General features: G+C 62.4%; 13 protein-coding genes. 10 read left to right on the plus strand and 3 right to left on the minus strand.

Translation table 11 applies throughout. The annotated features are described in order from the left end of the window. Window positions 1-3 precede the first annotated feature (3 nt). Complete coding sequence (locus tag QMO80_RS15810; protein ID WP_283197402.1) at window positions 4-759, minus strand: FadR/GntR family transcriptional regulator; 756 nt, start codon at window positions 757-759, stop codon at window positions 4-6. A gap of 211 nt (window positions 760-970) precedes the next feature. On the opposite strand from QMO80_RS15810, the gene QMO80_RS15815 reads away from it, so the two are divergent. The 9 genes from QMO80_RS15815 (at window position 971) to QMO80_RS15855 (ending at window position 11,990) form a co-directional block, all read left to right on the plus strand. After that, a complete protein-coding gene (locus QMO80_RS15815) occupies window positions 971-1,954 on the plus strand; it encodes an arabinose ABC transporter substrate-binding protein (RefSeq protein ID WP_283197403.1) in 984 nt (327 codons plus the stop codon). Between the two features lie 67 nt (window positions 1,955-2,021). Next, complete coding sequence (gene araG / locus QMO80_RS15820; RefSeq protein ID WP_283197404.1) at window positions 2,022-3,527, plus strand: L-arabinose ABC transporter ATP-binding protein AraG; 1,506 nt, start codon at window positions 2,022-2,024, stop codon at window positions 3,525-3,527. Window positions 3,528-3,544: 17 nt separating this feature from the next. Beyond that, window positions 3,545-4,495: an L-arabinose ABC transporter permease AraH gene (araH, locus tag QMO80_RS15825; RefSeq protein WP_283197405.1), complete on the plus strand. Its 951-nt coding sequence runs from the start codon at window positions 3,545-3,547 to the stop codon at window positions 4,493-4,495. After that, window positions 4,492-5,382 carry an aldose 1-epimerase gene (locus QMO80_RS15830; RefSeq protein WP_283197406.1) on the plus strand — a complete coding sequence of 297 codons (891 nt, stop codon included), beginning with the start codon at window positions 4,492-4,494 and terminating at the stop codon, window positions 5,380-5,382. The genes araH and QMO80_RS15830 overlap by 4 nt, the downstream gene beginning before the upstream one ends. After that, window positions 5,383-6,162, plus strand: coding sequence for an SDR family oxidoreductase (locus tag QMO80_RS15835; protein ID WP_283197407.1), 780 nt, complete (start codon window positions 5,383-5,385; stop codon window positions 6,160-6,162). Between the two features lie 210 nt (window positions 6,163-6,372). After that, window positions 6,373-6,804 (plus strand): OsmC family protein, encoded by a 432-nt coding sequence (locus tag QMO80_RS15840; protein ID WP_088937500.1) that lies wholly within the window; start codon window positions 6,373-6,375, stop codon window positions 6,802-6,804. A gap of 215 nt (window positions 6,805-7,019) precedes the next feature. Next, on the plus strand, window positions 7,020-7,628 hold the full coding sequence (locus QMO80_RS15845) for a TetR family transcriptional regulator (protein WP_283197408.1): 609 nt from the start codon (window positions 7,020-7,022) through the stop codon (window positions 7,626-7,628). Between the two features lie 50 nt (window positions 7,629-7,678). After that, complete coding sequence (locus QMO80_RS15850; protein WP_283197409.1) at window positions 7,679-8,818, plus strand: efflux RND transporter periplasmic adaptor subunit; 1,140 nt, start codon at window positions 7,679-7,681, stop codon at window positions 8,816-8,818. A gap of 25 nt (window positions 8,819-8,843) precedes the next feature. Continuing rightward, window positions 8,844-11,990, plus strand: a complete 3,147-nt coding sequence (locus QMO80_RS15855) for an efflux RND transporter permease subunit (protein WP_283197410.1) — start codon at window positions 8,844-8,846, stop codon at window positions 11,988-11,990. Between the two features lie 164 nt (window positions 11,991-12,154). Here the strand turns inward: QMO80_RS15855 and QMO80_RS15860 are convergent, their stop codons facing one another. Then, window positions 12,155-12,532: a glyoxalase superfamily protein gene (locus tag QMO80_RS15860; protein ID WP_283197411.1), complete on the minus strand. Its 378-nt coding sequence runs from the start codon at window positions 12,530-12,532 to the stop codon at window positions 12,155-12,157. A gap of 255 nt (window positions 12,533-12,787) precedes the next feature. Between QMO80_RS15860 and QMO80_RS15865 the strand changes: the two genes are divergently transcribed. Continuing rightward, the gene (locus QMO80_RS15865) at window positions 12,788-14,698 is read left to right on the plus strand and encodes a beta-N-acetylhexosaminidase (protein WP_283200199.1); all 1,911 of its coding nucleotides are present in this window, start codon (window positions 12,788-12,790) and stop codon (window positions 14,696-14,698) included. On the opposite strand, the gene QMO80_RS15870 is transcribed toward QMO80_RS15865, so the two are convergent. Next, window positions 14,688-15,611, minus strand: coding sequence for an ROK family protein (locus QMO80_RS15870; protein WP_283197412.1), 924 nt, complete (start codon window positions 15,609-15,611; stop codon window positions 14,688-14,690). The two genes, QMO80_RS15865 and QMO80_RS15870, sit on opposite strands and share 11 nt — an antisense overlap. Between the last annotated feature and the right edge of the window lie 130 nt (window positions 15,612-15,741).

A 15,741-nucleotide genomic window follows, 5' to 3' on the forward strand; every position in this document is an offset into this window, starting at 1 on the left:
CGATTATTTCGTTCTGCCGATCGCCTTTTCAGCGGCGGCAAGATCGCGCACCGCAAGATCGAGCATGCGGTTGGCGCAGTCGCGGGCGCCAGCCTTGTCGCGCATGCGCAGGGCCTCGACCAGCTGGCCGTGAACGAGCACCGCATCCTCGCGATTCTCGACGCCGATGTTGGAGGCATGCAGCGCATATTTCAGCGCCGCGTGAATGGCGCTCGACAGGCGGCGGAAGACCTGGTTGTGGCTGGCGGTGAGCAGCACCGTATGGAACATGACGTCGGCATCGGTGAAGCTTTCCGGATCGCCGGCACTGTCGCGCATCTGCCGCCAGGCCTTGTCGAGATCGGCGATCTCCTGGGCGCTGGCGCGCTCGGCGGCATATTCGGCCGCTGCCGGCTCGATGGTGCGGCGGGCTTCGAGAATGCAGCCGAGCAGGTCGAAGTCCTTGATATAAGGACCTATCCAATCGAGCACGTCGGCATCGAGGATATTCCAGTCGTCTCTGTCGCAGACGGTGGTTCCGATGCGCGGCTTGCCGCGGACGAGACCCTTGGATTCCAGCACTTTCAGCGATTCGCGAATGACGGTGCGGCTGACGCCGTAGAGTTCGCAGAGATCGTTTTCGCGGGGCAGCGGCGAGCCCGAGGGATAACGCTCCGCGCAGATATCCTGAGCGATCGCCGCTGTGACGTTGCGGCGTACACGCGGGCGGCGCTCGATGCCGGGGCTTTCGGCTCCGCCCTGTCGCTCGTTTGTTTCCAACTTACCTCTCCGCTCTACCTGTGGCGCCAGGCAGTCGAACCTCATTATCCGAATTCGATCCGCTTTGCGACGCTTCCTCCGGCCGCTTGCCGATTCTCGTATTATTACAATCATCATACATTGGCAATTGACTGGTATGATGATTTATCTTAATTCAAAGACGCTGCCCGGGAGGCGGCTGCATGATTTTTTGGGATTTTGGGAGAGAGACATGCGCTTGTTCAAAGCAGCCATCCTGGCTGGCACTTTCGCCATCCTGACAGCCGGCTCGGCATTTTCCGCAGACGTCAAGATCGGGTTCATCGTCAAGCAGCCCGAAGAGCCGTGGTTCCAGGACGAATGGAAATTTGCCGACCAGGCGGCGAAGGAAAAAGGCTTTACCGTCGTCAAGATCGGCGCGGAAGACGGCGAGAAGGTTCAGTCGGCGATCGACAATCTCGGCGCCCAAGGCGCGCAGGGCTTCATCATCTGCACGCCCGACGTCAAGCTCGGTCCCGGCATCGTCGCCAAGGCCGAAGCCAACCAGCTGAAGCTGATGACGGTCGACGACCGTCTCGTCAGCGCCGACGGCAAACCGCTGGAAGACGTGCCGCATATGGGTATCTCGGCCACCAAGATCGGCGAGACCGTCGGCCAGGCGATCGTCGACGAAATCAAGACGCGCGGCTGGGACATGAAGAATGTCGGCGCGATCCGGGTCTCCTACGATCAGCTGCCAACCGCCGTCGACCGCGTCGAGGGCGCCATCGCGGTGCTGAAGTCTGCCGGCTTCCCGGCCGAAAACATCTATGACGCGCCGCAGGCAAAGACCGATACGGAGGCAGCGCTGAATGCGGCAACCACCGTTCTCAACAAACATGCCGACGTCAAATACTGGGTCGCCTTCGGCCTCAACGATGAAGCCGTCCTCGGCGCTGTGCGTGCCTCCGAATCGGTCGGCATTCCGGCTACCAATGTCATCGGCGTCGGCATCGGCGGCGCGGATTCGGCGATCAACGAGTTCAAGAAGCCGGCCGCGACCGGCTTCTTCGGCACGGTCATCATCTCGCCAAAGCGCCACGGCTACGAGACGGCGCTGAACATGTACGACTGGATCGCCAACGGTAAGGAGCCGGCAAAGCTGACGCTGACCTCCGGTTCGCTGGCGCTGCGCGGCGATTACGACAAGGTCCGCAAGGATCTTGGCATCGAGTGATTGTCCCCGGATGATCCAATCCGGCGGCCGCCCAGCGTGCCGCCGGATCCTTCTCGGCGGAGCGGCGATGGCTTTTCTCGAATTCAACAATATCTCCAAGGGATATCCCGGCGTGCAGGCGCTCGCGGATGTTTCCTTCTCCGTCGAGAAGGGCGGCGTGCATGGCCTGATGGGCGAGAACGGCGCCGGCAAATCGACGCTGATCCGCGTGCTGTCAGGCGATCAGGCCGCCGATGGCGGCCGCATCCTGATCGACGGCGAGGAGCAAAAGTATAGCTCCGTGCGCGATGCCTTTCATGCCGGCATCGTCGTCATCCATCAGGAACTGCAGCTCGTCCCGGAGTTGACGGTGGCCGAAAACCTCTGGCTTGGGCGCTTTCCGGCCAAGGGCGGCGTCATCCATTCGACGAGGCTGATCGAGACGGTGCGGGCGAAGCTTAAGGAAATCGGCATCGATGTCGACCCGTCGGCCAAGGTCGCCTCGCTTTCGATCGGCGCGCGGCAGATGGTCGAGATCGCCAAGGCCGTCATGCTCGACGCGCGGGTGATCGCTCTCGATGAGCCGACCTCCTCGCTTTCGTCGCGCGAGAGCGAAATCCTGTTTTCCCTCATCGGCAAGCTGAAGGCGAAGGGAACGGTCATTCTCTATGTCTCGCATCGTCTCGATGAGATTTTTCGGCTTTGCGACAGCCTGACGGTGCTGCGCGACGGCAAGCTCGCCGCCCACCATCCCGATATCGCCGAGACGACACGCGAGCAGATCATCTCGGAAATGGTCGGGCGCGAGATCAGCAATGTCTGGGGATGGCGCGAGCGCCCGCTCGGCGACATCAGGCTGGAGGTCAAAGGCCTGTCGGGACCGAAGCTGCGCAACCCGATCGGTTTTTCCGTCCGCCAGGGCGAGATTGTCGGCTTCTTCGGCCTGATCGGCGCCGGCCGCAGCGAGATGGCGCGGCTGCTCTACGGCGCCGACGTCAGGCATCAGGGCCAGGTCGCCATCGACGGCGTTGCCGTCCCGCCGAACAATCCGAAGGCGGCGATCAATGCCGGCATGGTGCTCTGCCCCGAGGACCGCAAATTCGACGGCATCGTCCAGGGCCGATCGATCGAAGAGAATATCGCGATTTCGTCGCGCCGGCATTTCTCGCCCTTCGGCATCCTGAGCCCGAAAAAAGAGGCGGCGCTGGCCGATCGGTTCATTGCCCGGCTTCGGGTGCGAACCCCGTCGCGCAAGCAGGACATCATCAATCTCTCCGGCGGCAACCAGCAGAAGGTCATTCTCGGCCGCTGGCTTTCCGAGCAGGGCATCAAGGTGCTGGTCATCGACGAGCCGACGCGCGGCATCGATGTCGGGGCGAAATCGGAAATCTACGAGATCCTCTATGAGTTGGCGGCCGGCGGCATGGCGATCGTGGTGATATCAAGCGAATTGCCCGAAGTGATGGGCATCTGCGATCGCATCATGGTGATGTGCCAGGGCAGGGTGGCGGCCAATGTCGCCCGCCAGGATTTCGACGAGCGCGCCATCCTCACCGCTGCGCTCCCCGACAAGAATGCCGCAGGCAGCATTTAGCACCAGGAATACGGATAATGAATTCGTTGAAAAAAATCCTTCTCGGCGAACAGGGGCTGGTGGTGATCTTCGCTGCCGCCTTCGTGATCGTCTCGCTCTTCGTTCCGAACTTCCTGACCGAGCGAAACATGCTGGGGCTGCTGCAGTCGGTGGTGACGATCGGAATCGTCGCCTGCACGATGATGTTCTGCCTGGCGTCGCGCGATTTCGACCTTTCGGTCGGGTCGATCGTCGCCTTCTCCGGCATGATCGCCGTGATGGTCTCGAACGCCACGGGCTCCATTCCGCTCGGGTTGCTGGCCGCCCTGCTGTGCGGCGCCGTCGTCGGCTTCGTCAACGGCATCGTCATCGCCCGGTTCCGCATCAATGCGCTGATCACCACGCTTGCGACCATGCAGATCGTGCGCGGACTGGCGCTGATCGCCTCGGATGGCCGTGCGGTCGGCATCAACGATCCGGCTTTCTATCAACTGGCCCTGTCGCGCTTCCTGACCGTGCCGACGCCGATCTGGATCATGCTGATGCTTTTCCTCCTCTTCGGTTTCGTGCTCAACCGCACCGTCTTCGGCAAGAACACGCTGGCGATCGGCGGCAATCCCGAGGCCTCGCGGCTTGCCGGCGTCAACGTCGTCAACATGCGCATCTGGATCTTTGCGCTGCAGGGCTTCGTCTGCGGCATTGCCGGCATCCTGCTGGCCTCGCGCATCACCTCCGGCCAGCCGAATGCGGCGACGGGACTTGAGCTTTCGGTGATTTCGGCCTGCGTTCTCGGCGGCGTTTCGCTGGCCGGCGGACGGGCGGCCATGAGCGGCGTCATCGTCGGCGTGCTGATCATGGGCATTGCCGAAAACGTTATGAATCTGCTGAATATCCAGGCATTCTATCAGTATGTCGTGCGCGGGCTGATCCTGCTGATCGCCGTGCTGCTCGACAATTTGCGATCTTCGGCCGCGGGACGACGTGGATGAACCAAGAACGAGCGGTAGGCGACATCGAACTGAGGCACGGCGAGCTCGCCGTCCGGGTCAGCGCCCGGGGTGCTGCGGTCGCTGCCGCGACGTTTCGAGGCATGCCCTTTCTCGTTGCGGCCGGCGGGCCTGATGGCGCGATGGCGAATTTTGCGATGGTGCCGTTCGGCAATCGCGTCGAAGGCAACGCCATGTCCTTCGCCGGGCGCGACTATGCCTTCCAGCCGAATACCTCAGATCCGCTCTATCGTCACGGCGACGGCTGGCTCGGCCTCTGGCAGCTTGAAGACTCCAGTTCAGAGCATGCGCAATTTTCCTTTTCCCGTAGCGCCGACAGGGTTTCACCCTATGCCTATCTGACCCGGCAGGAGATCCGTCTCGCCGGCGATGCGCTGGTGCTGACGCTGTCCGTCGAAAACCGAGGCGCGGCGGCGCTTCCGTTCGGGCTCGGGCAACACCCTTTCTTCGTACGGACGCCACAGACGAGACTGACGATTGCGGCCGATCGCTATTGGAGCGAGCGGGCGGACCATTTGCCTGATGTGCCCGGTCCTGTGCCCGAGTATTTCGATTTCAGATCGGAAAAGCTCTTGCCGCAGAGATGGATGAACAATGCCTTCGAGGGGTGGAACGGGCGGGCGGCCATCGCCTGGCCGGAGCTTGGAATTCAGGCGGCGCTTGACGCCGACGGCGCGCTTGAGCGCTTCATGCTCTATATGCCGGTCGACCGGAACGACTTCTTCTGCCTCGAGCCGATGAGCCACCTGCCGAATGGCCACCACCTGCCTGATTTTGGCGGGCTCGCGCCGCTTGCGCCCGGTGAAATTCTTGCCGGCACGGTGACGATCCGGATGTCGGGGTTGCCGGCTCAATCGGAGGGGAGATAGATGGGCAGCCGCCTGCAGGGCAAGCACATCCTGATAACAGGTGCCGCGCAGGGTATCGGTCTTGCGATGGCGAAGGCCTTTCTGAGGGAGGATGCCGCCGTCTTTCTTGTCGACCGCGACGCCGCACTGCTGGCGAAGTCGGCCAAAGAGCTCAAAGGCATCGGTGGGCGGCTTGGTTATTTGCCGGCCGACATTACCGATGCCGGAACGATCACGACGTTGGTCGCGCAGGCGAATGAAGAGATCGGGCAGTTGAACGCGCTCGTCAACAATGCCGGTGTCAACGTCTTTTCCGAACCGCTCGCGACGACGGACGAGATGTGGAACCGCTGCTTCGATATCAATCTCAAGGGCGCGTGGAACTGCTGCAAGGCGGTGCTGCCTGGGCTGATCGAACAGGGCGGCGGGGTCATCCTCAACATCGCTTCGACACATGCCTTCACCATCATCCCGCACACATTTCCCTATCCGCTGGCAAAACATGCGCTGCTGGGGATGACGAAATCGCTCGGGCTCGAATATGCTGCCCGCAATATCCGGGTCAACGCGCTGGCACCGGGTTATGTCTCGACGCAGAAGGTGATCGATTACTGGAACGGCTTCCCCGATCCGGAAGCCGCCAAAGCCGAGACGATGAGGCTGCATCCCGGCGGGCGCATCGCCACACCTGAGGAGATCGCCATGGCGGCCGTGTTCATGATCTCCGACGAGTGCCCGTTCATGAATGCCACCTGCCTGACGATCGACGGCGGCCTCGGCGTCTTGCAGCATCCCGCCTGAAAGCGCTTCGATTCCCGCCGATTTTTACAGGCCTGTCGTCTTCTCGGGATAGAGCATTATATTGTCCATCGGGAAGGCTCTCAGATCTCCCGCAGGCATGGAGCGGCGCCCTGCCGCTTCCTGGAAACAGTTGGAGCATTATGTTGTCCGAAAACCGCGCACACTTTTCGGCATCATGCTCTGAAAGCACAATCGAAACAGGAGGACGGCATGCAGATCAATCGCACGGCTTCGGCTCATTGGACCGGTGGCCTCAAAGACGGCAAAGGCCTGATCTCGACGCAGAGCGGCGCCCTGAAGGACTATCCCTACGGCTTTGCCAGCCGCTTCGAAGGCATTCCCGGCACCAACCCGGAAGAACTGATCGGCGCTGCCCATGCCGGCTGCTTCACCATGGCGCTGTCCTTGATCCTCGGTGAAGCCGGCTTTACCGCCGAGCATATGGAAACCTCCGCCAAAGTGACGCTCGAAAGCGTCGAGGGCGGCTTTGCCATCACCGCTATCCATCTTTCGCTCACTGGCCGTATTCCCGGCGCCGACGAAGCGACCTTCACCGAACTCGCCAACAAGGCCAAGGCCGGCTGCCCGATTTCCAAGGCGCTTGCCGCCGTTCCGATTACGCTCGACGTCAAGCTCGGCTGATTCCCGCGCTGCCGCCGACGATGTGCCGCGTGCTTCCGAGACGCGGCACTTTCAATTTTACCGGGTGTTCATCATCTCCATATAAATCCTGGTTGTCTATCGGTGCGATCGGTTGACGGCGCCCGTTGTCCCGTTCGAGTATTGACAAATGACACCTGATATTTTACGACTGACGAAATTCAAAATTCGTCAGTCGTAATTCGGGCATCGAAACTATGGACGACATCGCGGAAAATACACTCGAGGTCACCCGGCAGGAGAATGTCACCCGCATTCTCGATGCCGCCGAGCGGCTGTTTCGCCACTATGGCTACAGCAAGACGACCGTGGCCGACATTGCCCGCGATCTCGGCATGTCGCCGGCCAATATCTATCGGTTCTTCGCCTCCAAGGTGGAAATCCACCAGGCGCTCTGCGGGCGTATGCTCGCCACCGCCTATCAGATCGCCTACGACATCCGCCATCAGCCGATCAGCGCCAGCGAGCGGTTGCGCCGCTATGTCGAGACCCAGCATCAGCTGACGCTCGATCTGATGCTCGACGAGATGAAGGTGCATGAGATGATCATCGTCGCGATTGAGCGCGACTGGCATGTCATCGAAAAACATATCGACCGCGTCCATGATTTGATTGCCGAAATCATTGCCGAAGGGATCGCTGCCGGCGAATTCGCCGAGCAGGACCCGGTCGTCGCGTCACGTTGCTTCGGCGCGGCGACGATCAATCTCTGCCATCCGCAAATGGTGGCGCAATGTCTTGCCAAAACCAACCGCGCGAGCGTCGACGAACTGATCGATTACGTGATCAGGGCGCTGAAGAAATAATGGACGGCAGCCGCCGCCGAGACCCCCCAAACGATCCAGGAGTGCGGAAGATGTTTTCGCTCAAGACCCTCAGCCATCGCATGCCGTCCGCCCTGAGCCTCGCGCTCGTCGGCGCCATAGGCATTGGCCTTTCCGCCTGCTCGGAAGAAAAAGCTGAGGTCAAGGAGGTTATCCGGCCGGTAAAGGTCGTCGAGATCGCCAAGGCCGGCGACACCCGCAAGCTCGACTATTCGGGTTCGGTCAAGGCACGCACGGAGATGAATCTCGGGTTTCGGGTCGCCGGCAAGATCACCGAGCGCCTCGTCGATATCGGCGACCGGGTGACGCCGGGCGACGTTCTCGCCCGCATCGACGCCACCGATTACCAGCTGGCGGTCAGAACGGCGGAAGCCAATCTCGCGGCGGCCGAAAGAAGCGTCGAAACCGCCGATCTCGCCAACAGACGCGCCGAGCAGCTTTTCGACAAGAGCGTCGCTCCGAAGTCGCAGGTCGAGCAGGCGGCGCTGAGCCACGACCAGGCGATTTCGCAGCGCGATGCAGCCCTGTCGGCGCTCGATCAGGCGAAGAACCAGGTGAGCTACACCGAGCTCAAGGCCGGCCAGAACGGCATCGTCACGTCAATCAATGCCGATACCGGTCAGGTCGTCGGTTCCGGTGCCGCCGTCGTCACCGTTGCCGTCGACGGCGAGAAGGAAGTGCAGATCGCGGTTCCGGAAAACGACATTGCCGAATTCAAGCCGGGCAAAACCGTCAAGACAAGCTTCTGGGCCGATAACAAGCTGCTGCTCGACGGCAAGGTGCGCGAGGTTTCCGGCAGCGCCGACCAGCAGTCGCGCACCTTCGCGGTGCGGGTCAGCCTGCCGAACGATCCGCGCGTGTTGCTCGGCATGACGGCGACGATCGAGGCCGATATCAGCAACGGCACCAGCTATGTCTCGATCCCGCTCAGTGCGCTGGCTGAAAAGGACGGCAAGCAGATGGTCTGGACCGTCGACCGCGACACCGCGACCGTGCATGGCCGCGACATCAAGGTCGCCGATTTCACCGGCGACGGCGTGCATGTGACCGAGGGCCTCGACACCGGCGATCTCGTCGTTGCCGCCGGCACGCAGTTCATGAGCGAAAATCTGAAGGTGAAGGTGCCCAACCAGCAGTCGGCGCTCGCCGATACGGACCAGACCGTCCGCTGATCGCGTCGTAAAAGGGAAGAAAACCATGGACGCCACCACCACCGAAAAGCGACCCTTCAACCTGTCGCGCTGGGCGATCGGCCATCCGAGCATCGCCCGCTTCCTCTTCGGGCTGATCATCATCACCGGCGTGCTCGGCCTGATGCGTATGGGCCAGCGCGAGGACCCCGAATTCACCTTCCGCGTCATGGTCGTTCAGGCGATCTGGCCCGGCGCTTCCATCCAGGAGATGGAAGACCAGGTCGTCAACAAGATCGAGCGCAAGCTGCAGGAAACGCCGCATATAGACTGGGTCAAGTCCTATACCCGGGCCGGCAGCGCGATCATCACCCTGCAGGTCAAGGGCGACACGAATTCGAAGGACGTGGCGGATGCCTTCTATCAGGTGCGCAAGAAGGTCGGCGACATCTCCAGCGAGCTGCCGCAGGGTCTGCTCGGCCCCTATTTCAACGACGAATTCGGCGACACTTTCATCACCCTGCATTCGATCAGCGGCGAGGGCTATTCCTACCCGGAACTGAAGAAATTCGCGATCCAGGCGCGCGATATGCTGCTGACGACACCGGGTGTCGAGAAGGCCGTGATCATCGGCGATCAACCTGAGAAGATCTATATCGACGTCTCCTCCAAGGCGCTCGCCGAGCGCGGCCTGACCATCCTTGACCTGCAGAACGCCATCAAGGGCCAGAACAACGTCGATCCGGCCGGCTCCGTCGATACCGGGCTGCGCTCGGTGCGCATCTCCGTGGAAGGCGACGTGAAGAAGGCGGCCGATATCCGCGAGCTGCGGCTTCGCGCCGGCGGCCAGGTGACGCGCCTCGGCGATATCGCCACCGTCAGTTCCGGTCTCGAAGACCCCTATCAGCGCAAGTACCGTTTCAACGGTCATGACAGCGTCCAGGTCGGCGTCGTCATGGCCAAGGGCTTCAACGTCACCGATGTCGGCAAGGGCGTCGAGGCGACCTATCAGCGCTTCGAGGAGGCTCTGCCTTACGGCGTTGCCGTCGATCAGATCGCCAACCAGCCCGACGTGGTGACGGATGCGATCAGTGAATTCATGCATGCGCTCGGCGAAGCCCTCGTCATCGTGCTTGTTGTTTCGTTCCTGTCGATCGGCTGGCGCTCGGGCCTCGTCATCGCCATTGCCATTCCGCTGGTGCTCGCCGCCACCTTCGCGCTGATGTACGAACTCGGCATCGACCTGCAGCGCATCTCGCTGGGCGCGCTGATCATCGCGCTCGGCTTGCTCGTCGACGATGCGATGATCGTCGTCGAGATGATGGAGCGAAAGCTGGAGGAGGGGCTGGTCAAGATCGAAGCGGCGAGCTTTGCCTATTCCTCGACCGCCTTCCCGATGCTGACGGGCACGCTGATCACCACGGCCGGCTTCATTCCGGTCGGCTTCGCCGCATCGACGGCCGGCGAATATGTGCGTTCGCTGTTCTATGTGGTGGGCATTGCGCTCGTCACCTCGTGGTTCGTCGCGGTCTATTTCACGCCATGGCTCGGCTACATGATCCTCAAGCAGCGCCATCATGCCGGCGAGCATCACGATGCCTTCGACACAGGCTTCTATCGGCGTCTGCGCGGCACGGTCGGCTGGGCGGTTCGCCACCGGGTCATCGTGCTGCTGTTGACGCTCGGCACCTTCGTCACCAGCCTCTGGGCCTTCCAGTTCATTCCGCAGAATTTCTTCCCGCAATCGTCGCGGCCGGAAATCCTCGTCGATCTCTGGCTGCCCGAGGGCACCAGCATCAAGGAGGTCGAGGTCCAGGCGAAGGCGCTCGAAGCCAAGATGATGGATGATCCCGACAAGAAGTTCATCGCCACCTATATCGGCGAAGGCGCACCGCGCTTCTTCCTGCCGCTCGACCAGCAACTGCGCAATCCGAACTTCGCCCAGCTTCTCGTCATGGCCAATGACGAACCGGCGCGCGAGCGGCTGATCGTCAAGCTGCGCACGATCCTTGCGGAAGATTTCCCGGAGATCCGTGGCAAGGTCGACCGGCTCTTCCTCGGGCCGCCGACCGGCTGGCCGGTGCAGATGCGCGTCATGGGGCCTGATCGTCAGGAGGTGCGAGCGATCGCCGATCAGGTGAAGGCGCGCTTTGCGGCCAACCCGATGCTCGGCGCCATCCATGACGACTGGCTGGAACAGGTGCCGGCGATGAAGCTGGTGATCGATCAGGACCGCGCCCGGGCGTTGGGTGTGACCTCGCAGCGCGTGCGCCAGATGCTGCAGACGGCCATGTCGGGAGCGGCCCTCGACGATTTCCGCGACGGCGAGGAGACGGTCTCGATCGTCGCCCGCGAGCCGGATGCCAGCCGCTCGCTGCTGTCGGCGGTCAACTCGGTCTATGTCCCGACGGATTTCGGCGGCTTCGTGCCGGTCTCGCAGGTCGCCAAGGTCGTGCCTGTCATGGAGCAGGGCATCGAATGGCGGCGCGACAGGCTGCCGACGATCACCGTGCGGGCGACGCTGCCCGACGGCGTGCAGCCGAACGACGTGGTGATGAAGATGTATGCCGACATGAAGGATATGCGCGACAGCCTGCCGGCCGGCTACAAGGTCGAAATCCAGGGCGGCGCCGAGGATGCGGCGGAAAGCCAGATGTCGATCGCCGCCAAGGCGCCGATCATGCTCGCCGTCATCATCGTGCTGCTGATGGTGCAGCTGCAGCATTTCGGCAAGGCGATGCTGGTGCTCGCCACCGGTCCGCTCGGCATCATCGGTGCCGCGGCCGCCCTGCTGATCAGCGGTGCCCCCTTCGGCTTCGTAGCGATCCTCGGCGTCATCGCGCTGCTCGGCATCATCATGCGCAACTCGATCATCCTGGTCGATCAGATCGACCAGGATATCAAGGCCGGCATGCACCGGCAGGAGGCGATCGTCGGTGCTGCCGTGCGGCGTTTCCGGCCGATCATGCTGACGGCGCTGACCGCCGTCCTGGCGTTGATCCCGATCTCGCGCGGCGTCTTCTGGGGTCCGCTCGCCTACGCGATGATGGGCGGCATCCTGGTTGCAACCGTGCTCACCATTCTGGTTCTGCCCGCCGGTTACGCGCTTTTCTTCGGCCGGGAGCCGAAGACGAAGGACGAGCCGGGCCGGGATGCCGACGCCATCCAGGAAGAGGCGGATGACAGACATCCGCCGGCGTTGGCAGCCGAGTGAGGACGGCGCGGCGAAAGCCGCGCCGTTTTCCCTCACGAGCGCTGCGCTTCTCGCTCGACGTTAAAGCGCGTCGCGTCAAATCTGATTCATGCGACGCGCTTTAACCCTTTGTTTTGATGCATATCGTTGTCCCGGAACCGCTGCACACTTCCGGGCGACATGCATTAGTTTCGCTCACCGACGTCAATCCGGTTGCCATCAAGATCGGCAAGAACGAAAGCCCGTTGGCCGTAATCCTTGTCTTTCAACGACTTGACGATACGCACGCCAGCCTTTTCGCAAAGCTCGTAGAGTGTGGTGACGTCATCAACAAACATATGAAAGACATTGACGGTGGTCGGAACGTGATCCCGATTTTGGCTGAGGTGTATCTCTGCGGCATCCTTCTTCAGAACCATGAAGCCCACAGGATTGCCGTTCTCGAAGACTTTCTCGAAGCCGAGAACTTCGGAGTAAAAAGTGTATGCCGCCTGGATGTCGCGAACCGCAAGGCCTGGGGCGACCCGGCCGAAGGTGATCGTATAAATAGAGGATGAACTCATCGCCTGCTCCTAACAATGAATAGCAGAGGCGGCGATGCGCATGCTTGATCAGGAGCGGTGTCCCTTCGAGTAAACTCGCACAGAATTCTGCGGAACGGAAGTCTGCCGATCAGGAGAAACGGGATCGTTCCGACGGGGTCCTCACCTCGATTTCTGTGGATGCCTCGAAAAATCAGGCTGCGAAAGCATGCGGAGAGATCGCTGGGGCAATCCATGTTATGTTTTGCTGCGGATCATTTCGGGGCGAACATGACCATCATCGATTACCGTCTGGATGCGAGCTGGCACCCCATCGAGGGCAGTTTCGGGCGCTTGACCTTTACGCTCCACAATCTTTCGGCCGAGCCGCTGTCCGGCTTCTCGCTTGTCTATACGTCGGAGACGCGGGTTGCCGACAAGCATGTCTGCGACGGCGGCAGCCTCAAGCGGCAGCTCGCGCATTTCCATGAGTTCCTGCCGTCCGAGGAGTTGACGGTGCCGCCGGGTGGGCGCTGGCGGTTCACAGTCGAGGGGCTGAGCAGAGAGCCGAAACATGTCACGGCTGGCGTCAAATCCGCTTATCTGACACTTGCCGACGGCCGTCACCTTCCCGTCGATTTCGGGGATCTGATGCTCGAAGGCCGGGATGGCGGTGTGTCGCCGCCGCTCTTGCCGCCTGGTAAAGCCGATGAACCCTATGCGTTGCTGCCCTGGCCGCTGGCGCTCGGGCTGAAGGCGGGTGACTTGCCGGCCACCCTCTATCCGGCCGAGAGGACGCGGCCTGATGCGATCGAGGCCCTCTCCCAGGTTCTTTCTCTTTACCAGCGCCTCTACCCAGCCGAAGACGCGCCGTTTTCGCTGAGTGCCGTCGGAGGCGGACGGCGCATTCGTTTCGTCGCCGAATCGTCGATCGCCGCCTTCGCCTACGAGCTGCGTTTCACCGCGCATGAGATCGTGCTGTCGAGTGCGGATGAAGCGGGGCGGCGCTACGGCCTGATCAGCTTGGCGCAGCTGCTGCACGGCGCCCGCGCCGATCGCGAGCGCTTCAAGTTCCCCAATTTCGGCTCGATCGCCGACCAGCCGCGTTATGACTGGCGCGGCTGCCATCTCGACGTGTCCAGGCAGTTCTATCCGGTCGCCGACATCCTGCGGCTGATCGATATCCTCGCCTGGAACAAGCTCAATATCTTTCATTGGCACCTGACCGACGACGAAGCCTGGCGGCTGGAGATCAAGGCCTATCCGGCGCTGACGGAGATCGGCGCGCGGCGCGGGCCGGATGAGGTGCTCGTGCCGCAACTCGGCGACGGAGCGGAGACACGCGCCGGCCATTACACCCAGGATGATATCCGGCAGGTCGTTGCGCATGCCGCCTCGCTTGGTGTCGAGGTCGTGCCGGAAGTCGACATTCCGGGCCACAGCACCGCAGCCTTGCTCTCGCTGCCCGAACTCGTCGACGGGCAGGAGGCGCCGGACAGCTATCGCGCGGCGCAGGGTTATCCCAACAATGCCCTCAACCCCGCGGTCGAATTCACCTATGAATTTCTCGGCAAGGTGTTCGACGAGATCGTGGCGCTGTTTCCAAGCGAATATATCCACATCGGCGGCGACGAGGTGGCGCAGGGCGCCTGGCTCTCTTCGCCGCTCTGCCAGGCGCTGATGACGCGGGAGAAGCTTGCCGGCACCGCCGAACTGCAGTCCTATTTCCTGAACCGCATCAAGACCATGCTGTCGGAGCGCGGCAGGAGGCTCGCCGGCTGGAACGAGGTCTCGCATGGCGGCGGCGTCGACCGCGACGGCACGCTGCTGATGGCCTGGGAAAAGCCCGCCGTCGGTATCGAGCTGGCGCAGCAGGGTTACGACGTGGTGATGACGCCGGGGCAGGCTTATTATCTCGACATGGCGCAGGCCGAAGCCTGGGACGAGCCCGGCGCGGCATGGGCGGGCCATTCAGCCCCCGAACATAGCTATGCTTACGAGGCCGAGGGCGAGCTGCCGCAGGCGTTGCAGCAGAAGATGCGCGGCATCCAGGCCTGCATCTGGACTGAAAACTTTCTCTCCCGCGCCTATTTCAACCGGCTGGTCTTTCCGCGTCTTCCTGCTGTCGCTGAAGCCGCATGGACGCCGCTGGAGCGCAAGGATTGGGACCGGTTCGCAGCGATCGTGCGGATGTGGCCTATGCTGTAGGAAGCAATGCTTCCGCCTTCAGCCCGAGCAGCGCTGCGCCGATCAGGCCGGGTTCGATGCGGCATTGGCTGCGCACCACCAGCGGGCGGTCGAATTTGCGCAGGATGCGGGCGCGTACGGCGTGGTCGAGTTCGGCAAGCAGTGGCTCGACGTTGGACAGGCCGCCGCCGACCGGGACGATGGTGGCGCCGGTGATGTTGATCGTCAGCGCCAGGGGCGAGGCGACGAGATCGACATAGACGTCGATCGTCACTCTCGCCTTCTCATCGCCTTGCTGCCATTGAGCGATGATCTCTTCGCTGGAAAGATCGAGATCGTGCAGCGTCTTGTGCAGCCGTTCCAGGCCGCGGGCGCCGCCGACGGTGTCGACGCAGCCTTTCTGGCCGCAGCCGCAGGCATAGGCGGGAATGGCGACCGGCGGATTGCCGGCCGAGGAAGCGATGATCGGCCCGTGGCCCCATTCGCCGGCGAAGCCGCCGGCCTCGTTGACGAGACGGCCGTCGGCGACCAGGCCGCCGCCGACGCCGGTGCCGAGAATGGCGCCGAAGACGATGCGGTGGCCGCGACCGGCGCCGAGGCCGGCTTCGGCGATTGCGAAACAGTCGGCGTCGTTGGCGATCAGCGCCGGCAGGCCGAGTTCGGCTTCGAGATCGGCGGCCAGCATGCGGTCGTGGATGCAGGGGATGTTGGCGCAGATCAGCCGCTGCGTATCGGGATCGACGACGCCGGCGATGGAGAGGGCGATACGGCTCGGCGCTTCACCGGTTTCATCGATGATGGCGCGCAAGGTCGCGACGAAAGCGGCGAAGTCATCTCTCGGCGTCGGGCGCCGGCCGAGGGGGACGATATCAGTCTCGGAGCGGGCGATGCCACCCTTGATGGCGGAGCCGCCGATGTCGAATGAGATGATCATTGCCACACTGCCGTTTCTCTGGTCTGTGGTGTCTGCTCGCACTGTTGGCGGGGAATTACAAGCCTTCATTCCGCCGCCCGCCAGGCGCTTGCGGCGTAGAGGGGGAATGATTGGGCCAAATCGCCGTCAA

Source organism: Rhizobium sp. BT03, from assembly GCF_030053155.1.
GTDB lineage: Bacteria > Pseudomonadota > Alphaproteobacteria > Rhizobiales > Rhizobiaceae > Rhizobium.

Bases quoted from the DNA above. Each gene is read 5' to 3' on its own strand.
- QMO80_RS15815 (WP_283197403.1), top strand. From the start codon at position 971: ATGCGCTTGTTCAAAGCAGCCATCCTGGCTGGCACTTTCGCCATCCTG.
- araG (WP_283197404.1), top strand. From the start codon at position 2,022: ATGGCTTTTCTCGAATTCAACAATATCTCCAAGGGATATCCCGGCGTG.
- araH (WP_283197405.1), top strand. From the start codon at position 3,545: ATGAATTCGTTGAAAAAAATCCTTCTCGGCGAACAGGGGCTGGTGGTG.
- QMO80_RS15830 (WP_283197406.1), top strand. From the start codon at position 4,492: ATGAACCAAGAACGAGCGGTAGGCGACATCGAACTGAGGCACGGCGAG.
- QMO80_RS15835 (WP_283197407.1), top strand. From the start codon at position 5,383: ATGGGCAGCCGCCTGCAGGGCAAGCACATCCTGATAACAGGTGCCGCG.
- QMO80_RS15840 (WP_088937500.1), top strand. From the start codon at position 6,373: ATGCAGATCAATCGCACGGCTTCGGCTCATTGGACCGGTGGCCTCAAA.
- QMO80_RS15845 (WP_283197408.1), top strand. From the start codon at position 7,020: ATGGACGACATCGCGGAAAATACACTCGAGGTCACCCGGCAGGAGAAT.
- QMO80_RS15850 (WP_283197409.1), top strand. From the start codon at position 7,679: ATGTTTTCGCTCAAGACCCTCAGCCATCGCATGCCGTCCGCCCTGAGC.
- QMO80_RS15855 (WP_283197410.1), top strand. From the start codon at position 8,844: ATGGACGCCACCACCACCGAAAAGCGACCCTTCAACCTGTCGCGCTGG.
- QMO80_RS15860 (WP_283197411.1), bottom strand. From the start codon at position 12,532: ATGAGTTCATCCTCTATTTATACGATCACCTTCGGCCGGGTCGCCCCA.
- QMO80_RS15870 (WP_283197412.1), bottom strand. From the start codon at position 15,611: ATGATCATCTCATTCGACATCGGCGGCTCCGCCATCAAGGGTGGCATC.